The sequence below is a fragment of the Diaphorobacter sp. ED-3 genome (assembly GCF_027625375.1).
Classification (GTDB): domain Bacteria; phylum Pseudomonadota; class Gammaproteobacteria; order Burkholderiales; family Burkholderiaceae_C; genus Diaphorobacter; species Diaphorobacter nitroreducens.
Window position 1 is genome coordinate 2764460 of the sequence record NZ_CP115182.1, and the last position, 22292, is coordinate 2786751.

Here is a 22292-nt window from a genome sequence, read left to right on the forward strand (position 1 = left end):
TCGACGTGAATCTGGCCCAGCGGCTTTCGCACCTGCCGCGCGAAGCGCGCGACACCCTGTTCCTGCTGGCGGTGGTGGCCTGTTGCGTGGCGCCGCTGGCCGCGTACCTGCCGCTGTGGACCAGCGCGCTGACCGCAGCGCTGCTGGCCTGGCGCGGCTGGCTGGCCGTGGGCGCGCGTGCCCTGCCGGGGCGCTGGGTGATTGGCGCACTGCTTGCGGCGGCCGTGGCACTCACGCTGCTGTCGCACCGCACCATCGTCGGGCGCGACGCGGGCGTGACGCTGATCGTGGTGCTGCTGGCGCTCAAGACCCTGGAGCTGCGCGCGCGGCGCGATGCCATGGTGGTGTTCTTCCTCGGCTTCTTTACGCTGCTGGCCAACTTCTTCTTCTCGCAGTCGCTGCCCACGGCCGCCGCCCTGCTGGTGGCGCTGCTCGGGCTGCTCACCGCGCTGGTCAACGCCCACATGCCGGTGGGGCGGCCGCCGCTGGCGGCCTCCATGCGCACCGCCGCGCGCATGGCGCTGCTGGGCGCGCCCATCATGGTGGCGCTGTTCCTGCTGTTTCCGCGCATGGCACCGCTGTGGGGCGTGCCGGACGATGCGCGCTCGGGGCGCAGCGGCCTGTCGGGGGAGATGTCCATCGGCAGCATGGCGTCGCTGGTGCTGGACGACAGCGTGGCGCTGCGCGTGCGCTTTGACACGCCGGGCGGAGCCCCGCCGCCGCAAAGCAGCCTGTACTTTCGCGGCCCGGTGCTCACGGCCTTCAATGGGCGTGACTGGTATGCGCTGTCGCAGCCCGAGGCGCGCGGCATCACCTGGGCCTACCCCACGCCGGCCAACCTGCAAATGCAGGGTGAGTCCGTGCGCTACGAGGTCACGCTGGAGCCCAGCCGCCGCCCCTGGCTGCTGACGCTGGACGCCGTGCAGGAGCGGCCCGAACTCCCACAGGGCACTGGCGCGATGATGTCGCCCGAACTGCTGTGGTCCGCCAGCCGGCCCATCTCCAGCGTGCTGCGCTACCGCGCCGAAAGCCACCTGCGCTTCACCCACGGCCCCACGCGGCGCACCTCCCTGCTGAACGGCTACGTGGAACTGCCCGCGGAGATGAACCCCCGCACCCTGGCCCTGGCCGAACAGATGCAGGCCGACCCCGCGATCGCGGCGCGCGTGGCCGCCAGCGGGGCACAGGCCTACATCGACGCCGCGCTGGCACGGCTGCGCACGGGCGGCTACACCTACACGCTGGAGCCCGGCGTGTACGGGGAGCACACGGCCGACGAGTTCTGGTTCGACCGCAAGGAAGGCTTTTGCGAGCACATCGCCTCGGCCTTCGTGGTGCTGATGCGCGCGCTGGACGTGCCATCGCGCATCGTCACCGGTTACCAGGGTGGTCAGATGAACGACATCGACGGCTACTGGACTGTGCGCCAGAGCGACGCACACGCCTGGGCCGAGGTCTGGCTGGAGGGCCGCGGCTGGGTGCGCGTGGACCCCACGGGGGCCGTGTCGCCGGGGCGCATCGGCCAGTTCCAGCGATTGCAGGCGCCACGCGGCGTGTTGGGCACCGCGATGGATGCCGTCGTCAACCCTTCGCTGGTACGCCGTCTGCGGTCGGTGTGGGAGGCCGTGAACAACGGCTGGAACCAATGGGTGCTGAACTACACCCAGGGGCGCCAGCTCGATTTGCTCAAGTCGCTGGGCATGCAGTCGCCCAGTTGGCAGGACCTGGTGCGCCTGCTGGGCCTGCTGGCCGCGCTGGCCGCCGCCGCGGGCGCAGGCTGGGCCCTGTGGGAGCGCAGCCGCCAGGACCCCTGGCAGAGCCTGCTGCTGCAGGCCCGCCAGCGACTGGCACGCGCCGGCCTGCCGCTGCCACCCCACCTGCCGCCACGCACCATGGCCGCGCGTGCGCGCGCCGAACTGGGCGCCCCCGCCGAAGCCGCCGCGCAGTGGCTGCTGCGCGTGGAGCAGGCCCGCTACGCCCCCGAACCCCGCGCCCTGCTGGCCGACCTGCAGCGCGAATTGCGCCGCCTGCCCTGGCCCACCGCGCAGAATCCACGCCCCTCTGCCCCATGATCCGCTCCCTTGCAATAACTACATTTTTCATAGCTGTCAGCGCTTTCCCCATAAGCGCCTTAGCCCAAAATCATTCTAAAAAAACAGCCGCCAAGACGGCGGCCACCTACCACTATGCGCAACGTGCGCAGGCCATGCAGTTCGCCGACGATCTGGCAGAGCGGCGCGGGCTGGACCGCGAATGGGTGCGCCAGGCGATCGGGCAAGCGCGGCTGCTGCCCCAGGTGCCGCGCCTGGTGCTGCCGCCCACGCGGGGTACGCCCAAGAACTGGGCGGCCTACCGTGCGCGCTTCGTGGAGCCCACGCGCATCCGCGCGGGCCTGCGCTTCTGGCAGGACAACGCCGATGCGCTGGCGCGCGCTGAAACGCAATACGGCGTGCCCGCCGAGATCATCGTGGGCATCATCGGCGTGGAGACACTCTACGGCCAGCACATGGGCAACCTGCGGGTGATCGACGCGCTGGCCACGCTGGCCTTCGACTTTCCCGACGCACACCCGCGCGCGGCCGAGCGGCGCGCGTTCTTCCAGCGCGAGCTGGAGCAGTTTCTGACCCTCATGGACCGCACGGGCATCGACCCGCACACCCCGCGCGGCAGCTACGCGGGCGCCATGGGTCTGGGGCAGTTCATGCCGTCGAGCTGGTCGCGCTACGCGGTGGATTTCGACGGCGACGGCCGCATCGACCTGTGGCGCAGCGCGCAGGACGCCATCGGCTCCGTGGCCAACTACTTCGTGGGCCACGGCTGGCAGAGCGGCATGCCCACGCACTACGCAGTGGCGTTCGACGCGGCCACGCTGCAGTTGGACGCGCTGCTGGCGCCGGACATCCTGCCCACTTTCAGCGTCGCCAGCATGGCGGCCCAAGGGGCGCACGTGCAGAGCGAAGGCGCGCAGCACACGGGTCCATTAGCGCTGGTGGAACTGCAGAATGGCGCTGAGGCGCCCAGCTACGTGGCCGGCACCGAGAACTTCTATGCGATCACGCGCTACAACTGGTCGAGCTACTACGCCATGGCGGTGATTGAGCTGGGCCGTGAAATCGCAACGGCGCGTGCCACGCCACGGTAGCGGCGCACCCGTCTCATGCGGGCGTCCCTCGGGCATGCGCCTGGCAAGTCTGCACGAAGGCTGCCAGCGTGGGCGATTGCCTATGCCCCGCGCGCTGGAGCAGCGAAAAATGGCGCCACATGCGCGGCAGCAGGGTAGACAGCAGCACCAGTTCGCCGGCATCAAGCAGCGGCTGCACCAACACGCGCGACAGGCAGCTGATGCCCAGCCCTTGGGCCACGCAGCGCGCGATCGCCTCAGAACTGCCTAGCGTAGCGGCTGAGGGCAGCTGGTGCAGACGCGGCAGCAAAGCGTGCTCCACCATCTCGCGCGTACCTGACCCCTGCTCGCGCAGCAGCCAGCGCGCACTGCGTAATGCGGCCGCGCCCAGCGGCCGGGCTTGAGCTGCCTTCACCAACGGGTCGTGTGGTGCGGAGACGATGACCAGCTCGTCACGCTGCCAAGGCTGGACCTGCAGCCCCGGCCAGTGGCTGGCGCCCTCGATCAGCCCCAGGTCGGCCTCCAGCGCCTGCACGGCGTGTGCCACCTCGCGCGTGTTGCCGATCTGCAGGTCCACGCTCACCTGTGGGTGGCTGCGCGCAAAGGCGGCCAGTACGCGGGGCAGCGCATAGCTGCCGATGGTGGTGCTGGCCGCCACGCGCAGGCGTACCGGCAGGACCGCACTCTGCGCGCCAAAGGCCTGCTCGATGGTGTGCGCCTGCGCCAACAGCTCCAGCGCCTGCGGCAGCAGTGCACGTCCCGCATCGTTGAGCACCAGGCTGCGGCCCGCGCGCTCAAACAGCGGCGCGCCCAGGCAATGCTCCAGCTGCTGCAGCGCCGCGCTGGTGGCCGACTGCGACAGCGCCACCACGTGTGCCGCAGCCACCGTGGAGCCGCTTTGCGCCACGGCGCTGAATATCTCGAGCTGGCGCAAGGTGATATGCAGCATAAGACGAACCAGTTTTCCAGGTAGATTTTACAAAAAGTATTTGTTATACAAATATAACTAATATTTCTAAAGTGGGCGCCTGCCGTAAGGACCTTTTACCAGCGGCCGCTGTCATGCCCCTTGCTCCGCTTACCCTCGCCTCCTTCACTACCGAGCCAGTCCGCTGGCTGCCAGGGCTGCTGCTGAGCGGCGCCATCGCGGCGGGCGCGCTGCACCTGGCCGGTCAACCGTTTTTTGTAGGGCATGGCCTGAGTACCCTGACGCTCGCGATCGTGTTCGGGCTGCTGCTAGGCAACACCCTATACCCACGCCTGGCACAGACCTGTGCGCCCGGCGTGGGCTTGGCCAAACAGCAGCTGCTGCGCACAGGCATCGTGTTGTACGGCCTGCGTCTGACCTTCCAGGACATCGCCCACATGGGCTGGGGTGGCGTTGCCGTCGACGCCCTGGCGCTGGCCAGCACCTTTGGGCTGGCCTGCTGGCTGGGCCAGCGGGTGCTGGGGCTGGACCGGCGCACCACGCTGCTCATCGGTGCAGGCAGCTCCATTTGCGGTGCGGCGGCGGTGCTGGCCACAGCCCCCGTGGCCAGGGGACGCCCCCAGGATGTTGCCGTGGCTGTGGCCACCGTTGTGGTGTTCGGCACGGTGGGCATGTTCCTGTATCCCGCGCTCTACCGGTGGAACGCCGCCGGGGGCTGGATCGGCATGGATGCGCAGCAGTACGGCCTGTATGTGGGCGCCACAGTACATGAGGTGGCTCAGGTGGTGGCCGCCGGCACAGCCATCAGCTCCCATGCCGCCAGCACCGCCGTTATCGCGAAGATGGTGCGCGTGATGATGCTGGCGCCCTTCCTGCTCATCCTGTCATTCCTCCTGTTGCGTGCTCAACAGGCTTCGGACGCGAGCCGGGGGGAGACAGGCAGCCCGGGCGCCATCACCATCCCGTGGTTTGCGCTGGGCTTCGTAGCCATGGCAGGCGTGAACTCGCTGGACATGCTGCCTCCGGCATTGGTACAGGCCGGTGTGCGACTCGACGACCTGCTGCTGGCCGTGGCCATGGCGGCCCTGGGGCTCACCACGCATGTGCATGCCGTGCGCGCCGCGGGCCTCAAGCCACTGCTGCTGGCCGCTGCACTGTTTGCCTGGCTGCTGGTTGCGGGGTTGCTGCTGAGCCGTTATCTACCCGCGTGGCTGTGATCAAAGCCGCTGCATCTGGCAGGTGCTGGGCATTTGCGCCTTGTCCGCCGCGATCTGCCGTACCACGCGAAAGCCGTAGCCTGAACCCTCCACATCGAACTTCACACCCGGCGCGCCCTGGCGGTCCATGACGCCTATGACCAGCGATTGTTGGAACTGATGGTCTTGCGCGCGCATGGCGCCTGCCTGGCCGTACAGGCGCACACTGGCATGCTCCAGCGCGCGCGCCACGGCCAACGGATCGTCACTGCCCGCCTGCTGCAGGGCCTGCGCAAGCGCTTCGACCATGAGCTGCATGCGCATGTGCACATAGTCGTCCTGCGGGCTGGGAAAGCGCTCGCGGAAGGCACGGTAGAAGGTCTCGCTGCCCTGCGTGGGCAGATTGGGCAGCCAGTCGGCCACGGCCACCACCTTTCCCACGCCCGCATCGCCCAGGGCCGCGGGCGCGCCGAGCGCGTTGCCGTAGAAGGTATAGAACATGCCGTCGTAGCCCACCTCCCGCGCAGCCTTGACCAGCAGCGTGAGGTCATTGCCCCAATTGCCCGTGATGACGGCTTGCGCGCCGCTGGCCTTGATCTTCACGGCGTAGGGCGCGAAGTCCTTCACGCGGCCCACGGCGTGCAGCTCGTCGCCGACGATGGCGACATCGGGCCGTTGCGCGGCCAGCTGGCGCCGGGCTTCGCGCAGCACGGCCTGGCCGAAGCTGTAGTCCTGCCCGATGAGGTAGGCGCGCTGCAGGGCCTTGTCCTCGCGGATCACCTCCATGAGCGCTGCCATGCGCATGTCGGCATGCGCGTCGAAGCGAAAGTGCCAGAAGCTGCACTTCTCGTTCGTGAGGGCGGGGTCCACGGCCGAGTAGTTCAGGAACACCACACGCTTGCCGGGCTCGCGCTGGTTGTGCTTGTTGATCGCGTCGATGAGCGCAGCGGCCGTGGCCGATGAGTTGCCCTGCATGACGAAACGCGCGCCGCCGTCAATGGCGGCGCGCAGCGCGGACAGCGCCTCTTCGTTGGTGCCCTTGCTGTCGTAGCGCACCAGCATCAGCGGCCGCGCCCCGCCCGCCGCAGGGGGCAGTGCCACGCCGCCGCGCGCGTTCACACGTTCCATGGCCCAGGCGATGTTGCGGAACACCGCCTCGCCGGTATTGGCAAAGCTGCCGGACAGGCTCTCGATCAGCGCCACGCGGATCGGCGCGCCCTGGGGCGGCGCCGCCGCACCGGCCAGCGGCGCCGCAACGCCCAGCAGGGAGGACAGAGCCAACGCACAGGCGCGCAGAACATGGCGGCGGGGCAGGATCATCATGGCAACGGGCACAAGCAGGAAAAGATGGCAGCGCAGCGGCGCGCTGGCTCACGAAGAATGGAATTCACTGGGCCATGAGCTGCTGGATGCCCGGCGGCGCAGCGCCGTCGGATGCGCCGGCCGGCTGCGATTCTGGCGCTGGCTGAGGCGCTTGCGCGGACGCCTGCGTGCGCGGCTGCTCCCCGGCGGGAACCATGGGCGCCGGGGTGCTGGACTCTGCAGCCGGGCTGGCGGTGGCGGCTGCAGCAGCAGCGGCAGGCGGCTGCGCCGCAACGGTCGCGGCGACCGCAGCGTGCGGGACGGCTTCGCGCTCGTGCAGGGCTGGCTTGGCCGCCACCGTCGGCGCGGCCGGCACCACGGGCGCCGCGCGCACGAACTGCTCGAAGAGCTGGAAAAACCGCTCGTAGAACTGCGGATCGGCGATGGTCTCGCTGCCCACCTTCACCAGCGTGTCGTCGATCGCCGTGACGGGCAGCGACACCGAGCCGATGCCACCGACGCCAAGCGACGCCGAGTTGTTGATCTTCTTGATCACGTAGCGGTCCTGCAGCGCGCTGGCAAAGGCCGACGTACGCTCGTCGCCCTGCCCTTCGGATGCGCAGACCACGCGCATCTCCACGACGTAGTGCACGTCGGTGTGGGGCTGGTAGTACTTGCGGCCCGCCACCGTGTCGCTGGAGGCCACGTGCACCATGTAGCCCTGGCTCAGCAGCGCCCGCCGGGCCGCCTCGCAGGTGCTGGCCTGCGGCGCCGCCATGTGGCGCGTGTGCATGCCGGCGGTATCGAAGTCGTTGGGCGAGAACTGCAGGTTGCGGTCCAGGCCGGGCATGGTGTCGGGAATGTGGGCACAGCCAGCCAGCAGGGCGCAGGCCACCAGGCCCAGCCGGCAGCCCGGGGAAGCGAAGGGGGAAAGGCGTGGGAATCGAGACACGGGCATCAGCTAGAAAAATCCGCAGCAGGGCCGCATTGTGAAGCCTGAGCGATGTCCCTCCCGCGCGCGCTCGTTGTAACCCATTGCAAGGCGACGTTCCATCCGCGCGGCGGGGCACTCTTGAAAAACACCGCACGCAAACACATGTGCGGTCCATGCGGCCGACCCGTGCCGCGTCTGACCCAGGAGCCTCCGACATGATTTTCGCCCCCGTGATCCGCCACGCCACCTATGTCGCACCGCGCGTGGGAGACGCCGCCCTGCAACGCTTCCTGCACCACACACTCACTGCCCCCGCAGCCGCGCCGCACGATGCACGCGCCACAGGCGTGAACGTGCAGCAGGACGACAAGGCCATCACCGTGCAGCTGGACGTGCCAGGCCTGTCGCGCGAGCAACTCGCGGTCACGATCGAAGGCAACCAAGTGCGCGTCGCCAGCGCCGAAGGTGCGCCCCGGCGCGTGCAGCGTGCATGGGAGTTGGCGCAGGACATCGACCCGCAGGCCAGCACGGCGCGACTGGAACATGGCGTGCTCACCCTGGTGCTGGCCAAGAAGCCGCCGCAGAGCAGCGCCGTTCGACTGGCCATCGACTGACAAGACGCAGAGCGTCGCCTGATTCCAGGGCGGCCGGGCGGCCGCCCATTTGCTATGTTTTATCTAGCTACTGCCGCTTGCCGGATGGGCGCTACCGCCCATTTTTAACCTGATCCTCTTCCAGGGCACACCACAGCGAGACTCCGACTAAACCGTCCGCGTTCGACGCATGTGGGGCCTTGTCCCGGCTTGTCCAGTCCGGCGCCTGTCCGCATCGAACGCCGCGGCCGGGTGCTGCCCCATCGCAGCGCCTCACTCATGGCGCAGCGCCTCAATGGGGTCCAGCCGCGCGGCGCGGCGGGCCGGGAAGTAGCCGAACAGCACCCCGATGCCCGCCGAGAACACGAACGACAGCAGGTTCACGCCCGCGTGGAACACGTAGGGGATGCCCATCACCTGCGCCAGCGCAATCGACGCGCCCGTGGCCAGCACGATGCCGATGAGGCCGCCCAAAGCAGCCAGCACCACGGCCTCGATGAGGAACTGCATCAGCACCTCGCGCTCCAGCGCGCCGATGGCCAGGCGCAGGCCGATCTCGCGCGTGCGCTCGGTCACGCTCACCAGCATGATGTTCATGATGCCAATGCCGCCCACCAGCAGGCTCACGGCCGCCACCGCGCCCAGCAGCGTGGTCATCACGCGCGTGGTGCCCGAGAAGGTGTCGGCCAGTTGCTTGGTGTCCAGCACGTTGAAGTTGTCATCGTCGGTGTCGGCCAGCTTGCGGCGTTCGCGCAGCAACTCGGTCAGGCTGGCCTTCACGCGCTCGGGGTCGCTGCCATCCTTCATGGACACCAGCAGCGTCGGCACGCGCGTGGAGCCCGTCACGCGGCGCTGCAGCGTCTTGAGCGGCAGCAGCACCAGATCGTCCTGGTCGTTGCCGAAGGCGCCCTGCCCCTTGGAGGCCAGCACGCCCACCACCTCGCACGAAAACTGGCGCACGCGCACGCGCTCACCCAGCGCATCGCCGCCGGCGAACAGCTCCCGCCGCACCGTCTGGCCGATCAGGCACACGGCAGCGCCCACGCGCAGCTCGTCGGTGGTGAATTCGCGCCCGCTTTCCAGCGTCCAGTTGCCGGTCTGCAGCCAGGCATTGGTGCTGCCCATGACGCTGGTGGCCCAGTTACGCCCGTTGGCCACCACGGTGGCGCTGGTGCGCGCCTCGGGCGCCACGGCCAGAATGCCGCCGATCTGCTGCGCGATGGCCTCGGCATCCACATCCTTGAACGAGGGTGCGCCGCCACTGCCGCCGGGGCCCAGCCGCTGGCCAGGACGCACTTGCAGCAGGTTGGTGCCCAGGCTGGAGATCTGCGCCTGCACCGCCAGCGTGGCACCGTTGCCCAGCGTGACCATGGTGATCACCGCGCTCACGCCGATCACGATGCCCAGCACGGTGAGAAAGGACCGCATCAGGTTGCGCCGTATCGAGCGCAGCGCCTGCAGCAGAGAGTTGAGCAGCATCATGGCGCCACCTCCCCCGTGCCTGCACTTGCAGGCGCTTCCCGGGGCACCTGCGCATGCGGGTGCGGATTGCGCTCGTCGCTTTCGATGCGCCCGTCCACGAAGCGCACGATGCGCCGCGCGTACTGCGCCATGTCGGGCTCGTGCGTGACCATGAGTACGGTGATGCCCTGCTCGGTGTTCAGGCGCCACAGCAGTTCCATGATCTCGCGGCTGCGCTGCGTGTCCAGGTTGCCGGTGGGCTCGTCGGCCAGCAGCACCGTAGGCTCGGTGACGATGGCGCGCGCAATCGCCACGCGCTGCTGTTGGCCGCCGGACAGCTCGGCCGGTGTGTGGTGCTCCCAGCCCTTGAGGCCCACGGCGTCCAGGGCGCGGGCCGCAGCCGCATGGCGCGCGGCCGTGCTCTCGCCGCGGTACAGCAGCGGCAGCTCCACGTTCTCCTGCGCCGAGGTACGCGCCAGCAGGTTGAAGCCCTGGAACACGAAGCCCAGGAAGCGCCGCCGCAGCCGCGCACGGTCGTCGCGCGACAGCGAGTGCACCGGCAGCCCGCGAAACAGGTAGGTACCCGCGGTGGGCCGGTCCAGGCAGCCCAGCACGTTCATGGCCGTGGATTTGCCCGAGCCGCTGGGGCCCATGATGGCCACGAAGTCGCCGCTGTCGATGTCCAGGTCCACGCCCTTGAGCGCCTGGAAAGCCAGCGCACCCTCGCCGTACACCTTGGTGATGCCGCGCAGGCGGATCAGCGGCTGCGCATCGGCGGGCGCCATCATGGCTTCGCCCCGCTCGCAAGCTGGTCGGTGATGACCTGCATGCCCGGCTGCAGCTCGTCGCTCTCCACCTCGGTGACGCGGCCGTCGCTGATGCCGGTCTTCACGCGCACGGGCTTGGGCGCGCCGTCCTGCAGCACCCACACCTGGCGCTGGGAGCCGTCGCCGCGGCTGCCGTCCGCGCCCGCGCTGCGCCGCTGGCCCGAGGGGCGTGGCATGCGCGGCATCAGCTGGGACATGATGCCGCCGCCGCCGCCGCCGCCCGCGCTTGCGCCAGAGCTGCCCTGTGCACCGGGCCGGCCTGCCTGCGGGGCTTCCCCCGCCGCGCCCGCGGGCTTGAAGCGCAGGGCCGTGTTGGGCACGGTAAGCACGTCATTGCGCTCGGTGGAAGTGATGGTGGCCGCGGCCGTCATGCCGGGGCGCAGGCTCAGATCGCCGTTGTCCACCTCCAGGTAGGTGATGTAGGTGACCACGTTGTCGGTCTTGGTGGAGCCGAAGGCCACGCGCGTGGTGCGCGCCGGGTAGCGCCGCGAGGGGTAGGCGCTCACGGTGAAGGTGGCCTTCTGGCCCGGGCGCACCGAGCCCACGTCGGCCTCGTCCACGTTGACCTCCAGGCGCAGCTTGGTCAGGTCCTCTGCCAGGGTGAGCAGCGTCACCGCCTGCAGCGACGCGGCCACGGCATTGCCCGGCTCCACCGCGCGCGAGAGCACCACCCCGTCGATCGGCGATCGGATGGAGGCCTTGGTGACGTTGGTCTCGTCGGTGGCCAGCGCCGCGCGCGCATCTTGCACGCTGGCGCGCGCAGCGGCCTCGTCGGCCTGGGCGCGCTCGTAGGCGGCGCGGCCGGTGTCCAGCTCGGCCGCCGAAGGCACCTTGCCGCCGGACAGGCGGGCCACCTCCTCCAGGCGCGACAGGCTGGCGCGCGCCTCCTGCATGGTGGCCTGCGCCTGTGCCAGGCGCGCCTGCGCCGACGCGACCGAAGCGCGCGAGCGCAGCACCTGCGAGTCGAGCTTGGTGGTGTCCAGCTCCACCAGCACCTGGCCCTTCTTGACCTGGTCGTTCACGTCCACCAGCACGCGGCGCACGGTGCCCGAGAGTTCGCTGCCAATGTTCACCGACCGCGTGGGCTGCAGCGTGCCGTTGGCCGCCACGGTGAGCGTGATCGGCCCCCGCTGCACCTCCTGCGTGACATAGCGCGGCGCCGCCTGGGCGCGCTGGCGGTCCTGCCAGTACCACCAGCCGCCGGCAGCGGCGGCCAGCACCAGCACGGCCAGCCACAGGGTGATGCTCTGCCACCAGCGCCGGCGCAGGCCGTCGCCCAGCAGGGCCTGCAGGCTCTGCGGGGCCGCCGCGGCGGCATGGGAAGCGGGGGCGCTGGAAGAGCTTGGGGATTCTTGGTCGGTCATGGTTCTTGCCTGGGAAGGCGCCGCTTGGGCGGCAGCGCCGGGTCATTCAGCAGGTTTTTTTGGGGGGGCCGCTCAGGGCGCGGGCCAGCCGCCTCCCAGCGCCTTGTACAGGCGCACATGGTCGGTACTCAAGCTGGCGGCCGTGCTGGCCACGCTGTCCTGCGCGGACAGCAGCGTGCGTTGGGTGTCCAGCACGGTCTGGAAGTCCACCAGCCCGCTCGCATACTGGTTCTGCGCCAGCAGCGCCGCGTTGCCCGCAGCCTCGGCCGCGGCGGACAGGCGCTGCAGACGGTCACGGTCGCCCTGCAGCGCGACGAGCGCATCTTCCACATCCTTGAGCGCGCCGAGCACCGATTCCTCGTAGCCCACCTGCGCCTGCTGCAGCGCAGCCTCCTGCGCGCGCACCTGGGCACGCAGCGCCCCGCCATCAAACACCGGCAGCGACACGCTGGACAGCAGCGACGCCACCGTGGCGCCCCCACCCGTGAGCGCGCTCAGCGTGAGGGCGCGCAGGCCCAGCGTTCCGCTGATGCGCAGGCTGGGCATGCGCTGCGCCTCGGCCTGGGCGACGCGCTCCCAGGCGGCGCGCACGCGCTGCTCGGCCTGGCGCACGTCGGGGCGCTGGCGCAGCGTGTCTGCGGGGAAGGCCAGCGCCAGGTCCACCGGCGGTTGGGGCACGGGCGCGTGCGCGGCCAGGGCCTCGTCCAGCGCCGCGGGCGGCTGGCCGGTGAGCACCGCCAGCGCATGCCGCGCCTGCGCGATGCCCGCCTGCAGCGTGGGCACCTGGGCGGCGGTCTGCTCCACGGCGGCGCGGGCCTGCTCGGCTGCCAGCGAACTGGCCAGCCCCGCCTGCACACGCCATTGGACGATCTGCGCGGTTTCGCTCTGCGCCGCCAGGTTCTGCTGGGCAATCTGCAGGCGCTGCTGCTGGCTGCGCAGGCTGATGTAGTTCACCGCCACCTCGGCGGCCAATGCCACCTGGGCGGCAGCCACGCCTTCCTCGGCGGCCAGCAGGTCGGCCTCGCTGGCGCGCACGCCGCTGGACAGGCGGCCAAACAGGTCGGGCTCCCAGCTCGCGTCCAGTCCCGCCTGGAAAGTGTTGCCGGTGCTGCCATTGCTGCGGCTGCGCTGGGCGGAGCCCGATGCGTTCACGGAAGGCAGCAGGCCGGCGGCCTGCACGTCGCGCTGGGCACGCGCCTGCTCCACGGCGGCGCGTGCGCTGCGCATGCTGGTGTGCGACTGCAGCGCGCGTTCCACCAGGCCGGTGAGCTGCGCATCGCCCAGTTGCCGCCACCACTGGGCCAGGTCTTGCGGGGTCGCGGCCGCGCCGCCCTGCACCGCCCCCTGGCCGGCCCAGGCGGCGGGAGTGGCCACCGCCCCCTCCAGCGCGGGAGGCGGCCGCGTGGCGCAACCGGCCAGCACCAGGGCGGCCAGCAAGGCCAGTGGCGCCGAAGCGCGCGGGCGACGGCGGGAGCGAGAAGGAAGCGCTGCGGCAAACATGAGGGCAATTGTTACAGCGCTCCTTGTCAGCGCCACCAGCGGCAGATGAACTTTTGTAAAGAAAACCGGAGAACCCGTGGCGTGGCACGCTGCTACCCTTGCGTGCCAAATGCCCGGGTGGCCTCGCCGCCGCGGCCGCCCCTCGCAAAGGAGTTCCCATGCCCCCTCTTCCCCTGCTGATCAACGGCGCGCCCCGGCCCGCCTCGGGCGGCGCCACGTTCGAGCGCCGCAACCCGCTGGATGGCCGCATTGCCACCACGGCCGCTGCGGCCACCCCCGAAGACGCCGTGGCCGCCGTGCAGGCGGCCGCCCGGGCCTTTCCCGCGTGGGCCGCGCTGGGCCCCGCCGCGCGGCGCGACCTGCTGCAGCGCGCCGCGCAGGCCCTCACGGCGCGCGCCGATGCCTTCGCCGCCACCATGGCGGCCGAGACCGGCGCCTCTGCCGCCTGGGCCGGCTTCAACGTGCACCTGGCCGCCAACCTGCTGCAGGAGGCCGCCGCCCTCACCACGCAGATCGCCGGCGAGGTGATCCCGTCCGACATGCCGGGCAGCCTGGCCATGGGCGTGCGCCAGCCCGCCGGCGTGGTGCTGGGCATGGCGCCGTGGAATGCGCCGGTCATCCTGGGGGTGCGCGCCATTGCCACGCCGCTGGCGTGCGGCAACACGGTGGTGTTCAAGGGTTCGGAAACCTGCCCGGCCACCCATCGCCTCATTGCCGAGGCGCTGCACGACGCCGGCCTGCCCGCGGGCGTGGTGAACTTCATCACCCATGCGCCCGGCGATGCGGCCGAGGTGGTGGAGGCCATGGTGGCCCACCCAGCCGTGCGCCGCGTGAACTTCACGGGCTCCACCAAGGTGGGGCGGCTGGTCGCGCAAACCTGCGCGCGCCACCTCAAGCCCGTGGTGCTGGAGCTGGGCGGCAAGGCCCCCTTGGTGGTGCTGGACGATGCCGACGTGGATGCCGCCGTGAACGCCGCCGTGTTTGGCGCGTTCGCCAATTCGGGGCAGATCTGCATGTCCACGGAGCGCCTGGTGGTGGACGAGGCTGTAGCCGATGCGTTCGTGCACCAACTGGCCGAACGCGCCCGTGCCCTGCCGCTGGGCGACCCGCGCCAGGGCCCCGTGGTGCTGGGGCCGGTGGTGGACATGGCCACCGTGCAGCGCTGCAACGCGCTGATCGACGACGCGCTGGGCCAGGGCGCGACGCTGGTGTGCGGCGGCAAAAGCGACACCCCGCTGATGCCCGCCACGCTGCTGGACCGGGTGACGCCCGCCATGCGCATCTACCACGAGGAGACCTTTGCCCCGGTCAAGGCGATCGTGCGGGTGCGCGGCGTGGAGCAAGCCATCGCCACCGCGAACGACACCACCTACGGCCTGTCGGCCGCCGTGTTCGGGCGCGACGTGGCGCGCGCCTGGAACGTGGCCGCACACATCGAGTCCGGCATCTGCCATGTGAACGGCCCCACGGTGCACGACGAGCCGCAGATGCCCTTTGGCGGCGTGAAGCAGTCGGGCTGGGGGCGCTTTGGCGGCATGGCGGGCGTGCGCGAGTTCACGGAACTGCGCTGGATCACGGTGCAGACCGCCCCACGCCACTACCCGTTCTAGGGTCTGTTGAGAATCAATCTGAGAGGCGTGAATGGATGTGATGCAATAGGAGCATGAGCATTCGATGGGTACTGACAGACGAGCAATGGGCCAAGATGGAGCCGCACTGCCTTGGCAAGCCAAGTGATCCGGGGCGCAGCGGCACCGACAACCGCCGCTTCGTTGAGGCAGTGCTGTGGATTGCCCGCACAGGCAGCCCTTGGCGAGACCTGCCGCCAGAGTTTGGCAAGTGGAACACGGTGTTCAAGCGCTTTAGAGACTGGCTCAAGGCCGACGTATTTCAACGCCTGTTCGATGCAGTGAGCGAGCAGCCAGACATGGAATATGCGATGGTGGATGCCACGATTGTGAAAGTGCACCGGCACGGCCAGGGGGCAAAAGGGGGACTTCGGGCCAAGCCATAGGCCATTCGCGCGCAGGCATGAGCACGAAGATCCTGGCGCTGACGGATGCGTTGGGCAATCTGGTGAAGTTCGTCTTGATGCCAGGGCAGCGCCATGACACCAAAGGGGTCAAAGAGCTGATCGCTGATGTGCGCTTTGAAGCCTTGCTCGCCGACAAGGCCTTCGATGTGAACTGGCTGATCCAGGAGTTGGACAAGCGCGGGGCGCAGGTGGTGATCTCACAGATGCCGCGAAGGAGAGCGCCACTGGAGATTGACCGGGAGATCTACAAATGGCGTCACTTGATCGAGAACTTCTTTGGCAAGCTCAAGGAGTTCAAGCGCATCGCCATGCGTAGCGACAAGACGGATACCAGCTTCGCAGCGATGATCTATCTCGCGGCTGGGGTTATCAACTCTCGGTGATTCTCAACAGCCCCTAGCCCGCTATCAAAAATGTGAGCTACCAGCGCTTGATGGACAAGCGCTGGAGCCTATTTTGACCAATATCTTCAGGCCGCGAGCGTGATGGCGTCCAGCGGCCAGCGCGGCTTCACGTCGAAGGCGTAATCGCGGTTGGGCTGCTGCTGCCCGGCCTGCAGGCGCATGGCCGCGGCCATGGCGATCATGGCGCCGTTGTCGGTACACAGGTGCAACTCGGGGTAGTGCACACGCACCTTGGCTCGCGCGCAGGCCGCGTTGAGTTGCGCGCGCAGATGCCGGTTGGCGCCCACGCCGCCGGCCACCACCACGCGCTGGAGCCCTGTCTGCTGGAGGGCGGCCAGCGTCTTCTTGACCAGCACCTCCACGATGGCGGCCTCGGTACTGGCGGCCAGGTCGGCCTTGCGCGCGGGCAGTTCGTCGCCCAGCTTCTTGGCCTGGGTGAGCACGGCGGTCTTGAGGCCCGCGAACGAGAAGTCCAGGTCGCCGCTGTGCAGCAGCGGGCGCGGCAGTTTGAACGCGGTGGCGCTGCCCTGCTCGGCCAGGCGCGACAGCGCCGGCCCGCCGGGGTAGCCCAGGCCCATGAGCTTGGCCGACTTGTCGAAGGCCTCGCCCGCCGCGTCGTCGATGGTCTCGCCCAGGATCTCGTAGCGCCCCACGCCCTCCACGCGCATGAGCTGCGTGTGCCCGCCCGACACCAGCAGCGCGACGAACGGAAACTCCGGCGGGTCGCTGCTCAGGAACGGCGACAGCAGATGGCCTTCGAGGTGGTGCACGCCCAGCACGGGCTTGTCCAGCGCAGCGCCCAGCGCGCAGGCCACGCCCGCGCCCACCAGCAGCGCACCCGCCAGGCCCGGCCCGCGCGTGAAGGCCACCACGTCCACATCCTCCAGGCGCTCGCCCGATTCGCGCAGCACCTCGCGGGTCAGCGGCAGCACGCGGCGGATGTGGTCGCGGCTGGCCAGCTCGGGCACCACGCCGCCATAGGCCTGGTGCATGTCGATCTGGCTGTGCAGCGCATGCGCCAGCAACACGGGCACGGCGCCGCCCTCGCCGGCGCGCACCAGGGCCACGCCGGTTTCGTCACAGGAAGATTCGATACCGAGGATCAGCTGACTCATGCCCGCGAGTGTAGTGGCCGTCCCCCGCGCCCGCCGGGCCGGGGGCAATCGCACGCCCGCGCATACCGACCGGCGGCTACCAGCGGTCGGAGCGCATGCGCAGCTCCCACTGGCCCTTGCGCAGCTCGTACACGCCCACGGCGCCGTAGCGCAGCTCGCCCTGACCGTCCCAGGCCATGGTGCCGGTGACGGGGGCGTAGCCGTTGATGCCGCGCAGCGCGCGCGTGATGTCGGCGGGCACGGCGGAGCCGGCCTTCTTGATCGCCTCGCTGACCACGTACACGGCGTCGTAGGTGTAGTGGCCGCCATAGGCCGGGGGCTTCTGGAAGGCGGCGATGTACTTCTCCAGGAACTGGCGGCCGGTGGTGAATTCGGCCACGTCCAGCACCGGCGAGGTGGCGTAGATCCCGTCGATCACGCCCATGCCCTTGGCCATGTCGGCCGTCTTCACCAGGTCGCCGCCCAGCAGCGCCACACGGCTGTGGCCCAGCTTCTGCAGTTCCTGCAGCAGCGCCAGCGCCTGGAAGTCGTTGAGCATGCAGACGATGACGCGCACCTGCGCCTCCTTGAGCCGGGCCGCCAGTTCGGCAAAGGCCACGGTCTTGTCGTCGAAGCTCTGGCGCACGGCGATGTGCTTCTTGGCCGCCAGCAACTGCGCGGCCGCGCCCTCGGCCAGTCCCTTGCCGTAGGGCGAGCCGTCGTCGACCACCGCGTAGGCATCGGCGTTGAGCTGCGCGGCCGCGAACGCGCCGATGGCGCGCGCCTGCAGGTTGTCGTTGGCGACGATGCGGAAGGTGGTGGCCAGCCCCAGCTGCGTGATGCGCGGGTTGGTGGAGATGATGAGCTGCGGCACCTCCTTGGCGGCATAGATGGGCGCGGTCTCCAGGCTCACGCCCGAGTTCAGGTGCCCGATGACGGCCACCACGCCCGATTCCAGCAGTTGCTGCGCAGCCGCCTTGCCCGAAGCGGCGTCCGCGCGGTCGTCCTGCGCCACCACCTCCAGCGTCACGCGCTTGCCGTCCACGTTCAGGCCGGATCGGTTGATCTCGTCCACCGCCAGCTTCACGCCATTGAGCAGGTCCTGCCCCAGACCCGCCAAGGGGCCGGACAAGGGCTGCGCCACACCGATCTTGATGGTGTCCGGCACCTTGCTGCATCCCGTGATCCACCCGCCCACTCCCAACGCCGCCAGCCCCAGGCTGGCGGAAAAACCGCGTCGTTTGATTCCCTGCTGCACAGTCGACTCCTCTCTCATTCATGTGGATATGTGACAGGATGTTCGCGAAAGGATGCCGCCCGCGCCAGGGGAATTGCCCGCGGCCCCAACCGGTGCGTTTCGGCAATCTTCCACAACGCATCGGGGCGGGTGTGGCGTATTTCTTGCTAGCGCCTGCGGCATGACTGAACAACTGCGGATCGTGGTGGTGGCGCCGGACCTGGCGGCCGACGGCGACGCGCATGCGGCGCTGCAGGCCGAGCGTTCGCGCGCGCTGCGCATCGGGCTGCTGGAGAACGGCTTCAACCTCGTGGCCACGCTGCCGGGCGACATGTTCCTGGGCGAGCGCCTGGCCCAGTTGCAGCCCGACCTGGTGATCGTGGACGCCGAAAGCGAGGCGCGCGACGCGCTGGAGCATGTGGTGATGGCCACGCGCGAGGCGCCCCGCCCCATCGTCATGTTCACCAACGACGAGGACACGCGCCACGTGAAGGACGCGCTGGCCGCGGGCGTGACGGCCTACATCGTCGCGGGCCTGGCACCGCAGCGCATCCGCCCCATCCTGGAGGTGGCGCTGGCCCGCTTTGCCCACGAACAGGCGCTGCGCACCGAACTGGCGCAGGCACGCACCGCCCTGCACGAGCGCAAGACCATCGACCGCGCCAAGGGCCTGCTGATGCAGCGCCAGGGCCTGACCGAGCAGCAGGCCTACGAGCGGCTTCGCCGCGCCGCCATGGACCGCGGCCTGCGCCTGGCCGAGGTGGCGCAGCGCATGCTGGACGCGGCCGATTTGCTGGGTTGATGCGCCGGTTTGTGCATTGCACAAATGCGGTGCATCCGATGCCGCGCCACACGGCGATGAAGCATTCAAACAAAAAAGGCCTGAAACGCCCGACCATCAAGCGCAGACAGCTATCAAAATAAAAGCAACCCAAAAGATGGCACACCGCTTGCAACAGGCCCGGTGACCACCGCTGGTCACGCACCAGGCCCTTCCAACGGCGGAAGGGCCGGGCTCCCAGGACAAAGGCGTCCCCACCCGCTCGGGCAGCGCACATGCGCCGGCCGCGCGGCGTGAGGACGCCTTTTTCCGTTGCTGCACTGCTTTTTTTGACGACCCCAAAGGACTCTTGCATGACCGATCTGCTCCACACCCGAATCCCCCGACGCACCGTGCTGCAGGCGGCCACCGTGGGCGCCGTGGGCGTGAGCCCCGCGCTGCGTGCCCTGGTGCACGCCCAGGGCTCGGACGCCCCCGAGAAGAAAGAGGTGCGCATCGGCTTCATCCCCCTCACCGACTGCGCCAGCGTGGTCATGGCATCGGTGCTGGGCATCGACCAGAAGTACGGCGTGAAGATCATCCCCACCAAGGAGGCCAGCTGGGCCGGCGTGCGCGACAAGCTGGTCAACGGCGAGCTGGACTTCGCCCATGTGCTCTACGGCCTGGTCTACGGCGTGCATCTGGGCGTGGGCGGTCCCAAGAAGGACATGGCCGTGCTGATGACGCTCAACCACAACGGCCAGGCCATCACGCTGTCGCGCAAGCTGGCCGACAAGGGGGCCGTCAACGGCGCAAGCCTGGCCCAGCTGATGGCCAAGGAACGGCGCGAGTACACCTTTGCGCAGACCTTCCCCACCGGCACGCATGCGATGTGGCTGTACTACTGGCTGGCCGCGCACGGCATCCACCCCCTGAAGGACGCCAAGGTCATCACCGTGCCGCCCCCGCAGATGGTGGCCAACATGCGCGTGGGCAACATGGACGGCTTCTGCGTGGGCGAGCCCTGGAACCACCGCGCCATCATGGACGGCATCGGCATCACGGCCACCACCACGCAGGCGATCTGGAAGGACCACCCCGAAAAGGTGCTGGGCACCACCGCCGACTTCGTGCAGAAGTACCCCAACACCGCGCGCGCCGTGACGGCCGCCATCCTGGAGGCCAGCCGCTGGATCGACGAAAGCCTGGCCCACAAGAACCAGATGGCCGAGACCATCGCCGGCAAGGCCTACGTGAACACCAGCGTGGACGCCATCAACCAGCGCATCCTGGGGCGCTACCAGGACGGCCTGGGCAAGACCTGGGACGACCCCGACCACATGAAGTTCTATGGCGGCGGCGCGGTGAACTTCCCCTACCTGTCCGACGGCATGTGGTTCCTGACCCAGCACAAGCGCTGGGGCCTGCTCAAGGACCACCCGGACTACCTGGGCGTGGCCAAGGCCATCAACCGTACCGACGTGTACCGCCAAGCCGCCACGGCCGCGAAGGCCCCCCTGCCCGCGAGCGACATGCGCAGCCACAAGCTGGTGGATGGCGTGGTCTGGGACGGCAAGGACCCCGCGAAGTACGCCGACGGTTTCAAGCTCAAGGCCTGACGCCCCGATCGCCCCACCCCCACCAGGAGAAACCATGGTCAGTGCCGTCTTTCACAGCCCGCTGGAGCCGCAAGCGCCGGCCGGCGCGTCCGATGCTTCCAAACCGATAGCTGTTAGCGCCCATCCCACAAGCGCTGCAGGCCCAAAAGCCTCAGGGCCTGCCAGCCCACCCCCGCGCAGCGACGCGCGCCAGCGCTGGAACGCCCTCTGGCTGGCCGTGCTGCCGCCGCTGTGCGGCGTGGGCCTGCTGCTGGGCCTGTGGGCCGTGGTCTCGGCCACCACGGGCCAGAGCATTCCTGGCCCGCTGCAGACCTGGGCGCAGGCGGTGGAGATCTTCAGCGACCCGTTCTACCGCAACGGCCCCAACGACCAGGGCGTGGGCTGGAACGTGCTGGCCAGCCTGCAGCGCGTGGCCGTGGGCTTCGGCCTGGCCGCGCTGGTGGGCATACCGGCGGGCTTCGTGATCGGGCGCTTCGCGTTCCTCTCGCGCATGTGCAACCCGGTCATCAGCCTGCTGCGGCCCGTCTCGCCGCTGGCGTGGCTGCCCATCGGCCTTCTGGTGTTCAAGGGTGCCAACCCGGCCGCCATCTGGACGATCTTCATCTGCTCCATCTGGCCCATGGTGATCAACACCGCCGTGGGTGTGCAACGCGTGCCGCAGGACTACATGAACGTGGCGCGCGTGCTCAACCTGAGCGAATGGAAGATCGCCACCACCATCCTGTTCCCGGCGGTGCTGCCCTACATGCTGACCGGCGTGCGCCTGGCCGTGGGCACGGCCTGGCTGGTGATCGTGGCGGCCGAGATGCTCACCGGCGGCGTGGGCATCGGCTTCTGGGTGTGGGACGAGTGGAACAACCTGAACGTCACCAACATCCTGGTGGCCATCTTCGTCATCGGCGGCGTGGGCCTGCTGCTGGAATGGGCGCTGGTCCGGCTGGCCACGGCCTTCACGTTCGAGGAGGTGCAATCATGAGCGACGCAAAATTCCTGCAGATCCAGGGGGTCGAGCAGACCTTCCGCACCACCAAGGGCGTGTTTCCCGCGCTGCGCGGCATCGACCTGGCCATCGCCCGGGGCGAATTCGTGGCACTGATCGGCCACTCGGGCTGCGGCAAAAGCACGCTGCTGAACCTGATCGCGGGCCTGACCACGCCCACCGCCGGCGCGCTGATCTGCGCCGGGCGCGAGATCAAGGGCCCCGGCCCCGAGCGCGCGGTGGTGTTCCAGAACCACTCGCTGCTGCCCTGGCTGACCTGCGAAGGCAACGTGCACCTGGCCGTGGAACGCGTGTTCGGCGCGCGCGAGTCCAAGGCCCGGCTGAAGGAGCGCACCCACGCCGCGCTGGAACTGGTGGGCCTGGCCCATGCCGCGCACAAGCGCCCCGGCGAGATATCGGGCGGCATGAAGCAGCGCGTGGGCATCGCACGCGCGCTGTCGATGGAGCCCCAGGTGCTGCTGATGGACGAGCCCTTCGGCGCGCTGGACGCGCTCACGCGCGCACGGCTGCAGGACGAGCTGCTGGAGATCGTGGCGCGCACGCGCAGCACCGTGGTCATGGTCACGCACGACGTGGACGAGGCGGTGCTGCTGTCCGACCGCATCGTGATGCTCACCAACGGCCCCGCCGCCACCATTGGCGAGGTGCTGGACGTGGGGATTGCACGCCCGCGCAACCGGGTGGCGCTGGCGGAGGATGCGCGGTACCTGCAGTGCCGCAAGGCGGTGATCGACTTTCTCTACACGCGGCAGGGGCACGTGGAGAGAGCGGCTTGAGGTTTTTTGGGCTCTAGCGCTTGCTGGGTAAGCGCTGGCAGCTATTCTTTTTGATTGTTTGCCCCCTGGGTTGAGTGTCGCTGGCCGGGGCGAGTCCCGGCCAGCGACGAAAACTCACACCTCAGGGCTTCACAGAGCCCG

Annotated in this window: 18 protein-coding genes and 1 pseudogene; 10 read left to right on the forward strand and 9 right to left on the reverse strand. The window is 69.4% G+C overall.

Annotated features, from left to right (window positions below):
• The first annotated feature begins 5 nt into the window (after positions 1 to 5).
• Positions 6 to 2072 carry a transglutaminase family protein gene (locus PCQ86_RS13490; RefSeq protein WP_270173970.1) on the forward strand — a complete coding sequence of 689 codons (2067 nt, stop codon included), beginning with the start codon at positions 6 to 8 and terminating at the stop codon, positions 2070 to 2072.
• Positions 2069 to 3142: a lytic murein transglycosylase B gene (gene mltB / locus PCQ86_RS13495; RefSeq protein ID WP_270173971.1), complete on the forward strand. Its 1074-nt coding sequence runs from the start codon at positions 2069 to 2071 to the stop codon at positions 3140 to 3142. Before PCQ86_RS13490 ends, mltB begins: the two co-directional genes overlap by 4 nt.
• A gap of 13 nt (positions 3143 to 3155) precedes the next feature.
• Here the strand turns inward: mltB and PCQ86_RS13500 are convergent, their stop codons facing one another.
• Complete coding sequence (locus tag PCQ86_RS13500) at positions 3156 to 4070, reverse strand: LysR family transcriptional regulator (RefSeq protein ID WP_011805974.1); 915 nt, start codon at positions 4068 to 4070, stop codon at positions 3156 to 3158.
• A gap of 113 nt (positions 4071 to 4183) precedes the next feature.
• Between PCQ86_RS13500 and PCQ86_RS13505 the strand changes: the two genes are divergently transcribed.
• Positions 4184 to 5266 carry a YeiH family protein gene (locus PCQ86_RS13505; protein WP_011805975.1) on the forward strand — a complete coding sequence of 361 codons (1083 nt, stop codon included), beginning with the start codon at positions 4184 to 4186 and terminating at the stop codon, positions 5264 to 5266.
• On the opposite strand, the gene PCQ86_RS13510 is transcribed toward PCQ86_RS13505, so the two are convergent.
• The gene (locus tag PCQ86_RS13510) at positions 5267 to 6568 is read right to left on the reverse strand and encodes a branched-chain amino acid ABC transporter substrate-binding protein (protein WP_015913719.1); all 1302 of its coding nucleotides are present in this window, start codon (positions 6566 to 6568) and stop codon (positions 5267 to 5269) included.
• Positions 6569 to 6632: 64 nt separating this feature from the next.
• On the reverse strand, positions 6633 to 7505 hold the full coding sequence (locus PCQ86_RS13515; protein WP_015913720.1) for a DUF2242 domain-containing protein: 873 nt from the start codon (positions 7503 to 7505) through the stop codon (positions 6633 to 6635).
• A gap of 191 nt (positions 7506 to 7696) precedes the next feature.
• Here PCQ86_RS13515 and PCQ86_RS13520 point away from each other — a divergent pair, with 191 nt between their 5' ends.
• Positions 7697 to 8095 carry an Hsp20/alpha crystallin family protein gene (locus PCQ86_RS13520; protein WP_172207315.1) on the forward strand — a complete coding sequence of 133 codons (399 nt, stop codon included), beginning with the start codon at positions 7697 to 7699 and terminating at the stop codon, positions 8093 to 8095.
• Between the two features lie 252 nt (positions 8096 to 8347).
• Here the strand turns inward: PCQ86_RS13520 and PCQ86_RS13525 are convergent, their stop codons facing one another.
• The 4 genes from PCQ86_RS13525 to PCQ86_RS13540 form a co-directional block, all read right to left on the reverse strand.
• On the reverse strand, positions 8348 to 9553 hold the full coding sequence (locus PCQ86_RS13525; protein ID WP_187148620.1) for an ABC transporter permease: 1206 nt from the start codon (positions 9551 to 9553) through the stop codon (positions 8348 to 8350).
• Positions 9553 to 10323, reverse strand: coding sequence for an ABC transporter ATP-binding protein (locus tag PCQ86_RS13530; protein WP_011805980.1), 771 nt, complete (start codon positions 10321 to 10323; stop codon positions 9553 to 9555). Before PCQ86_RS13530 ends, PCQ86_RS13525 begins: the two co-directional genes overlap by 1 nt.
• Positions 10320 to 11726: an efflux RND transporter periplasmic adaptor subunit gene (locus PCQ86_RS13535; RefSeq protein WP_270173973.1), complete on the reverse strand. Its 1407-nt coding sequence runs from the start codon at positions 11724 to 11726 to the stop codon at positions 10320 to 10322. Before PCQ86_RS13535 ends, PCQ86_RS13530 begins: the two co-directional genes overlap by 4 nt.
• 72 nt (positions 11727 to 11798) lie before the next feature.
• A complete protein-coding gene (locus tag PCQ86_RS13540; protein WP_270173974.1) occupies positions 11799 to 13226 on the reverse strand; it encodes an efflux transporter outer membrane subunit in 1428 nt (475 codons plus the stop codon).
• A 158-nt stretch (positions 13227 to 13384) separates the two neighbouring features.
• On the opposite strand from PCQ86_RS13540, the gene PCQ86_RS13545 reads away from it, so the two are divergent.
• Positions 13385 to 14836: an aldehyde dehydrogenase gene (locus PCQ86_RS13545; protein ID WP_270173975.1), complete on the forward strand. Its 1452-nt coding sequence runs from the start codon at positions 13385 to 13387 to the stop codon at positions 14834 to 14836.
• A gap of 95 nt (positions 14837 to 14931) precedes the next feature.
• Positions 14932 to 15644, forward strand: a pseudogene (locus PCQ86_RS13550) (IS5 family transposase).
• 86 nt (positions 15645 to 15730) lie between these two features.
• Here PCQ86_RS13550 and tsaD read toward each other — a convergent pair.
• Complete coding sequence (gene tsaD / locus PCQ86_RS13555; RefSeq protein ID WP_270173976.1) at positions 15731 to 16780, reverse strand: tRNA (adenosine(37)-N6)-threonylcarbamoyltransferase complex transferase subunit TsaD; 1050 nt, start codon at positions 16778 to 16780, stop codon at positions 15731 to 15733.
• A gap of 76 nt (positions 16781 to 16856) precedes the next feature.
• Positions 16857 to 18035, reverse strand: coding sequence for a branched-chain amino acid ABC transporter substrate-binding protein (locus PCQ86_RS13560; RefSeq protein WP_442874421.1), 1179 nt, complete (start codon positions 18033 to 18035; stop codon positions 16857 to 16859).
• A gap of 142 nt (positions 18036 to 18177) precedes the next feature.
• Here PCQ86_RS13560 and PCQ86_RS13565 point away from each other — a divergent pair, with 142 nt between their 5' ends.
• The 4 genes from PCQ86_RS13565 (at position 18178) to PCQ86_RS13580 (ending at position 22151) form a co-directional block, all read left to right on the forward strand.
• Positions 18178 to 18798 carry an ANTAR domain-containing response regulator gene (locus PCQ86_RS13565; RefSeq protein WP_011805986.1) on the forward strand — a complete coding sequence of 207 codons (621 nt, stop codon included), beginning with the start codon at positions 18178 to 18180 and terminating at the stop codon, positions 18796 to 18798.
• Positions 18799 to 19130: 332 nt separating this feature from the next.
• The gene (locus tag PCQ86_RS13570; RefSeq protein ID WP_123676054.1) at positions 19131 to 20375 is read left to right on the forward strand and encodes a CmpA/NrtA family ABC transporter substrate-binding protein; all 1245 of its coding nucleotides are present in this window, start codon (positions 19131 to 19133) and stop codon (positions 20373 to 20375) included.
• Between the two features lie 34 nt (positions 20376 to 20409).
• Entirely contained in the window at positions 20410 to 21351 is a 942-nt protein-coding gene (ntrB, locus tag PCQ86_RS13575) for a nitrate ABC transporter permease (RefSeq protein ID WP_123676053.1), read from the forward strand.
• On the forward strand, positions 21348 to 22151 hold the full coding sequence (locus PCQ86_RS13580; protein WP_270173978.1) for an ABC transporter ATP-binding protein: 804 nt from the start codon (positions 21348 to 21350) through the stop codon (positions 22149 to 22151). Before ntrB ends, PCQ86_RS13580 begins: the two co-directional genes overlap by 4 nt.
• The last annotated feature ends 141 nt before the right edge of the window (positions 22152 to 22292 follow it).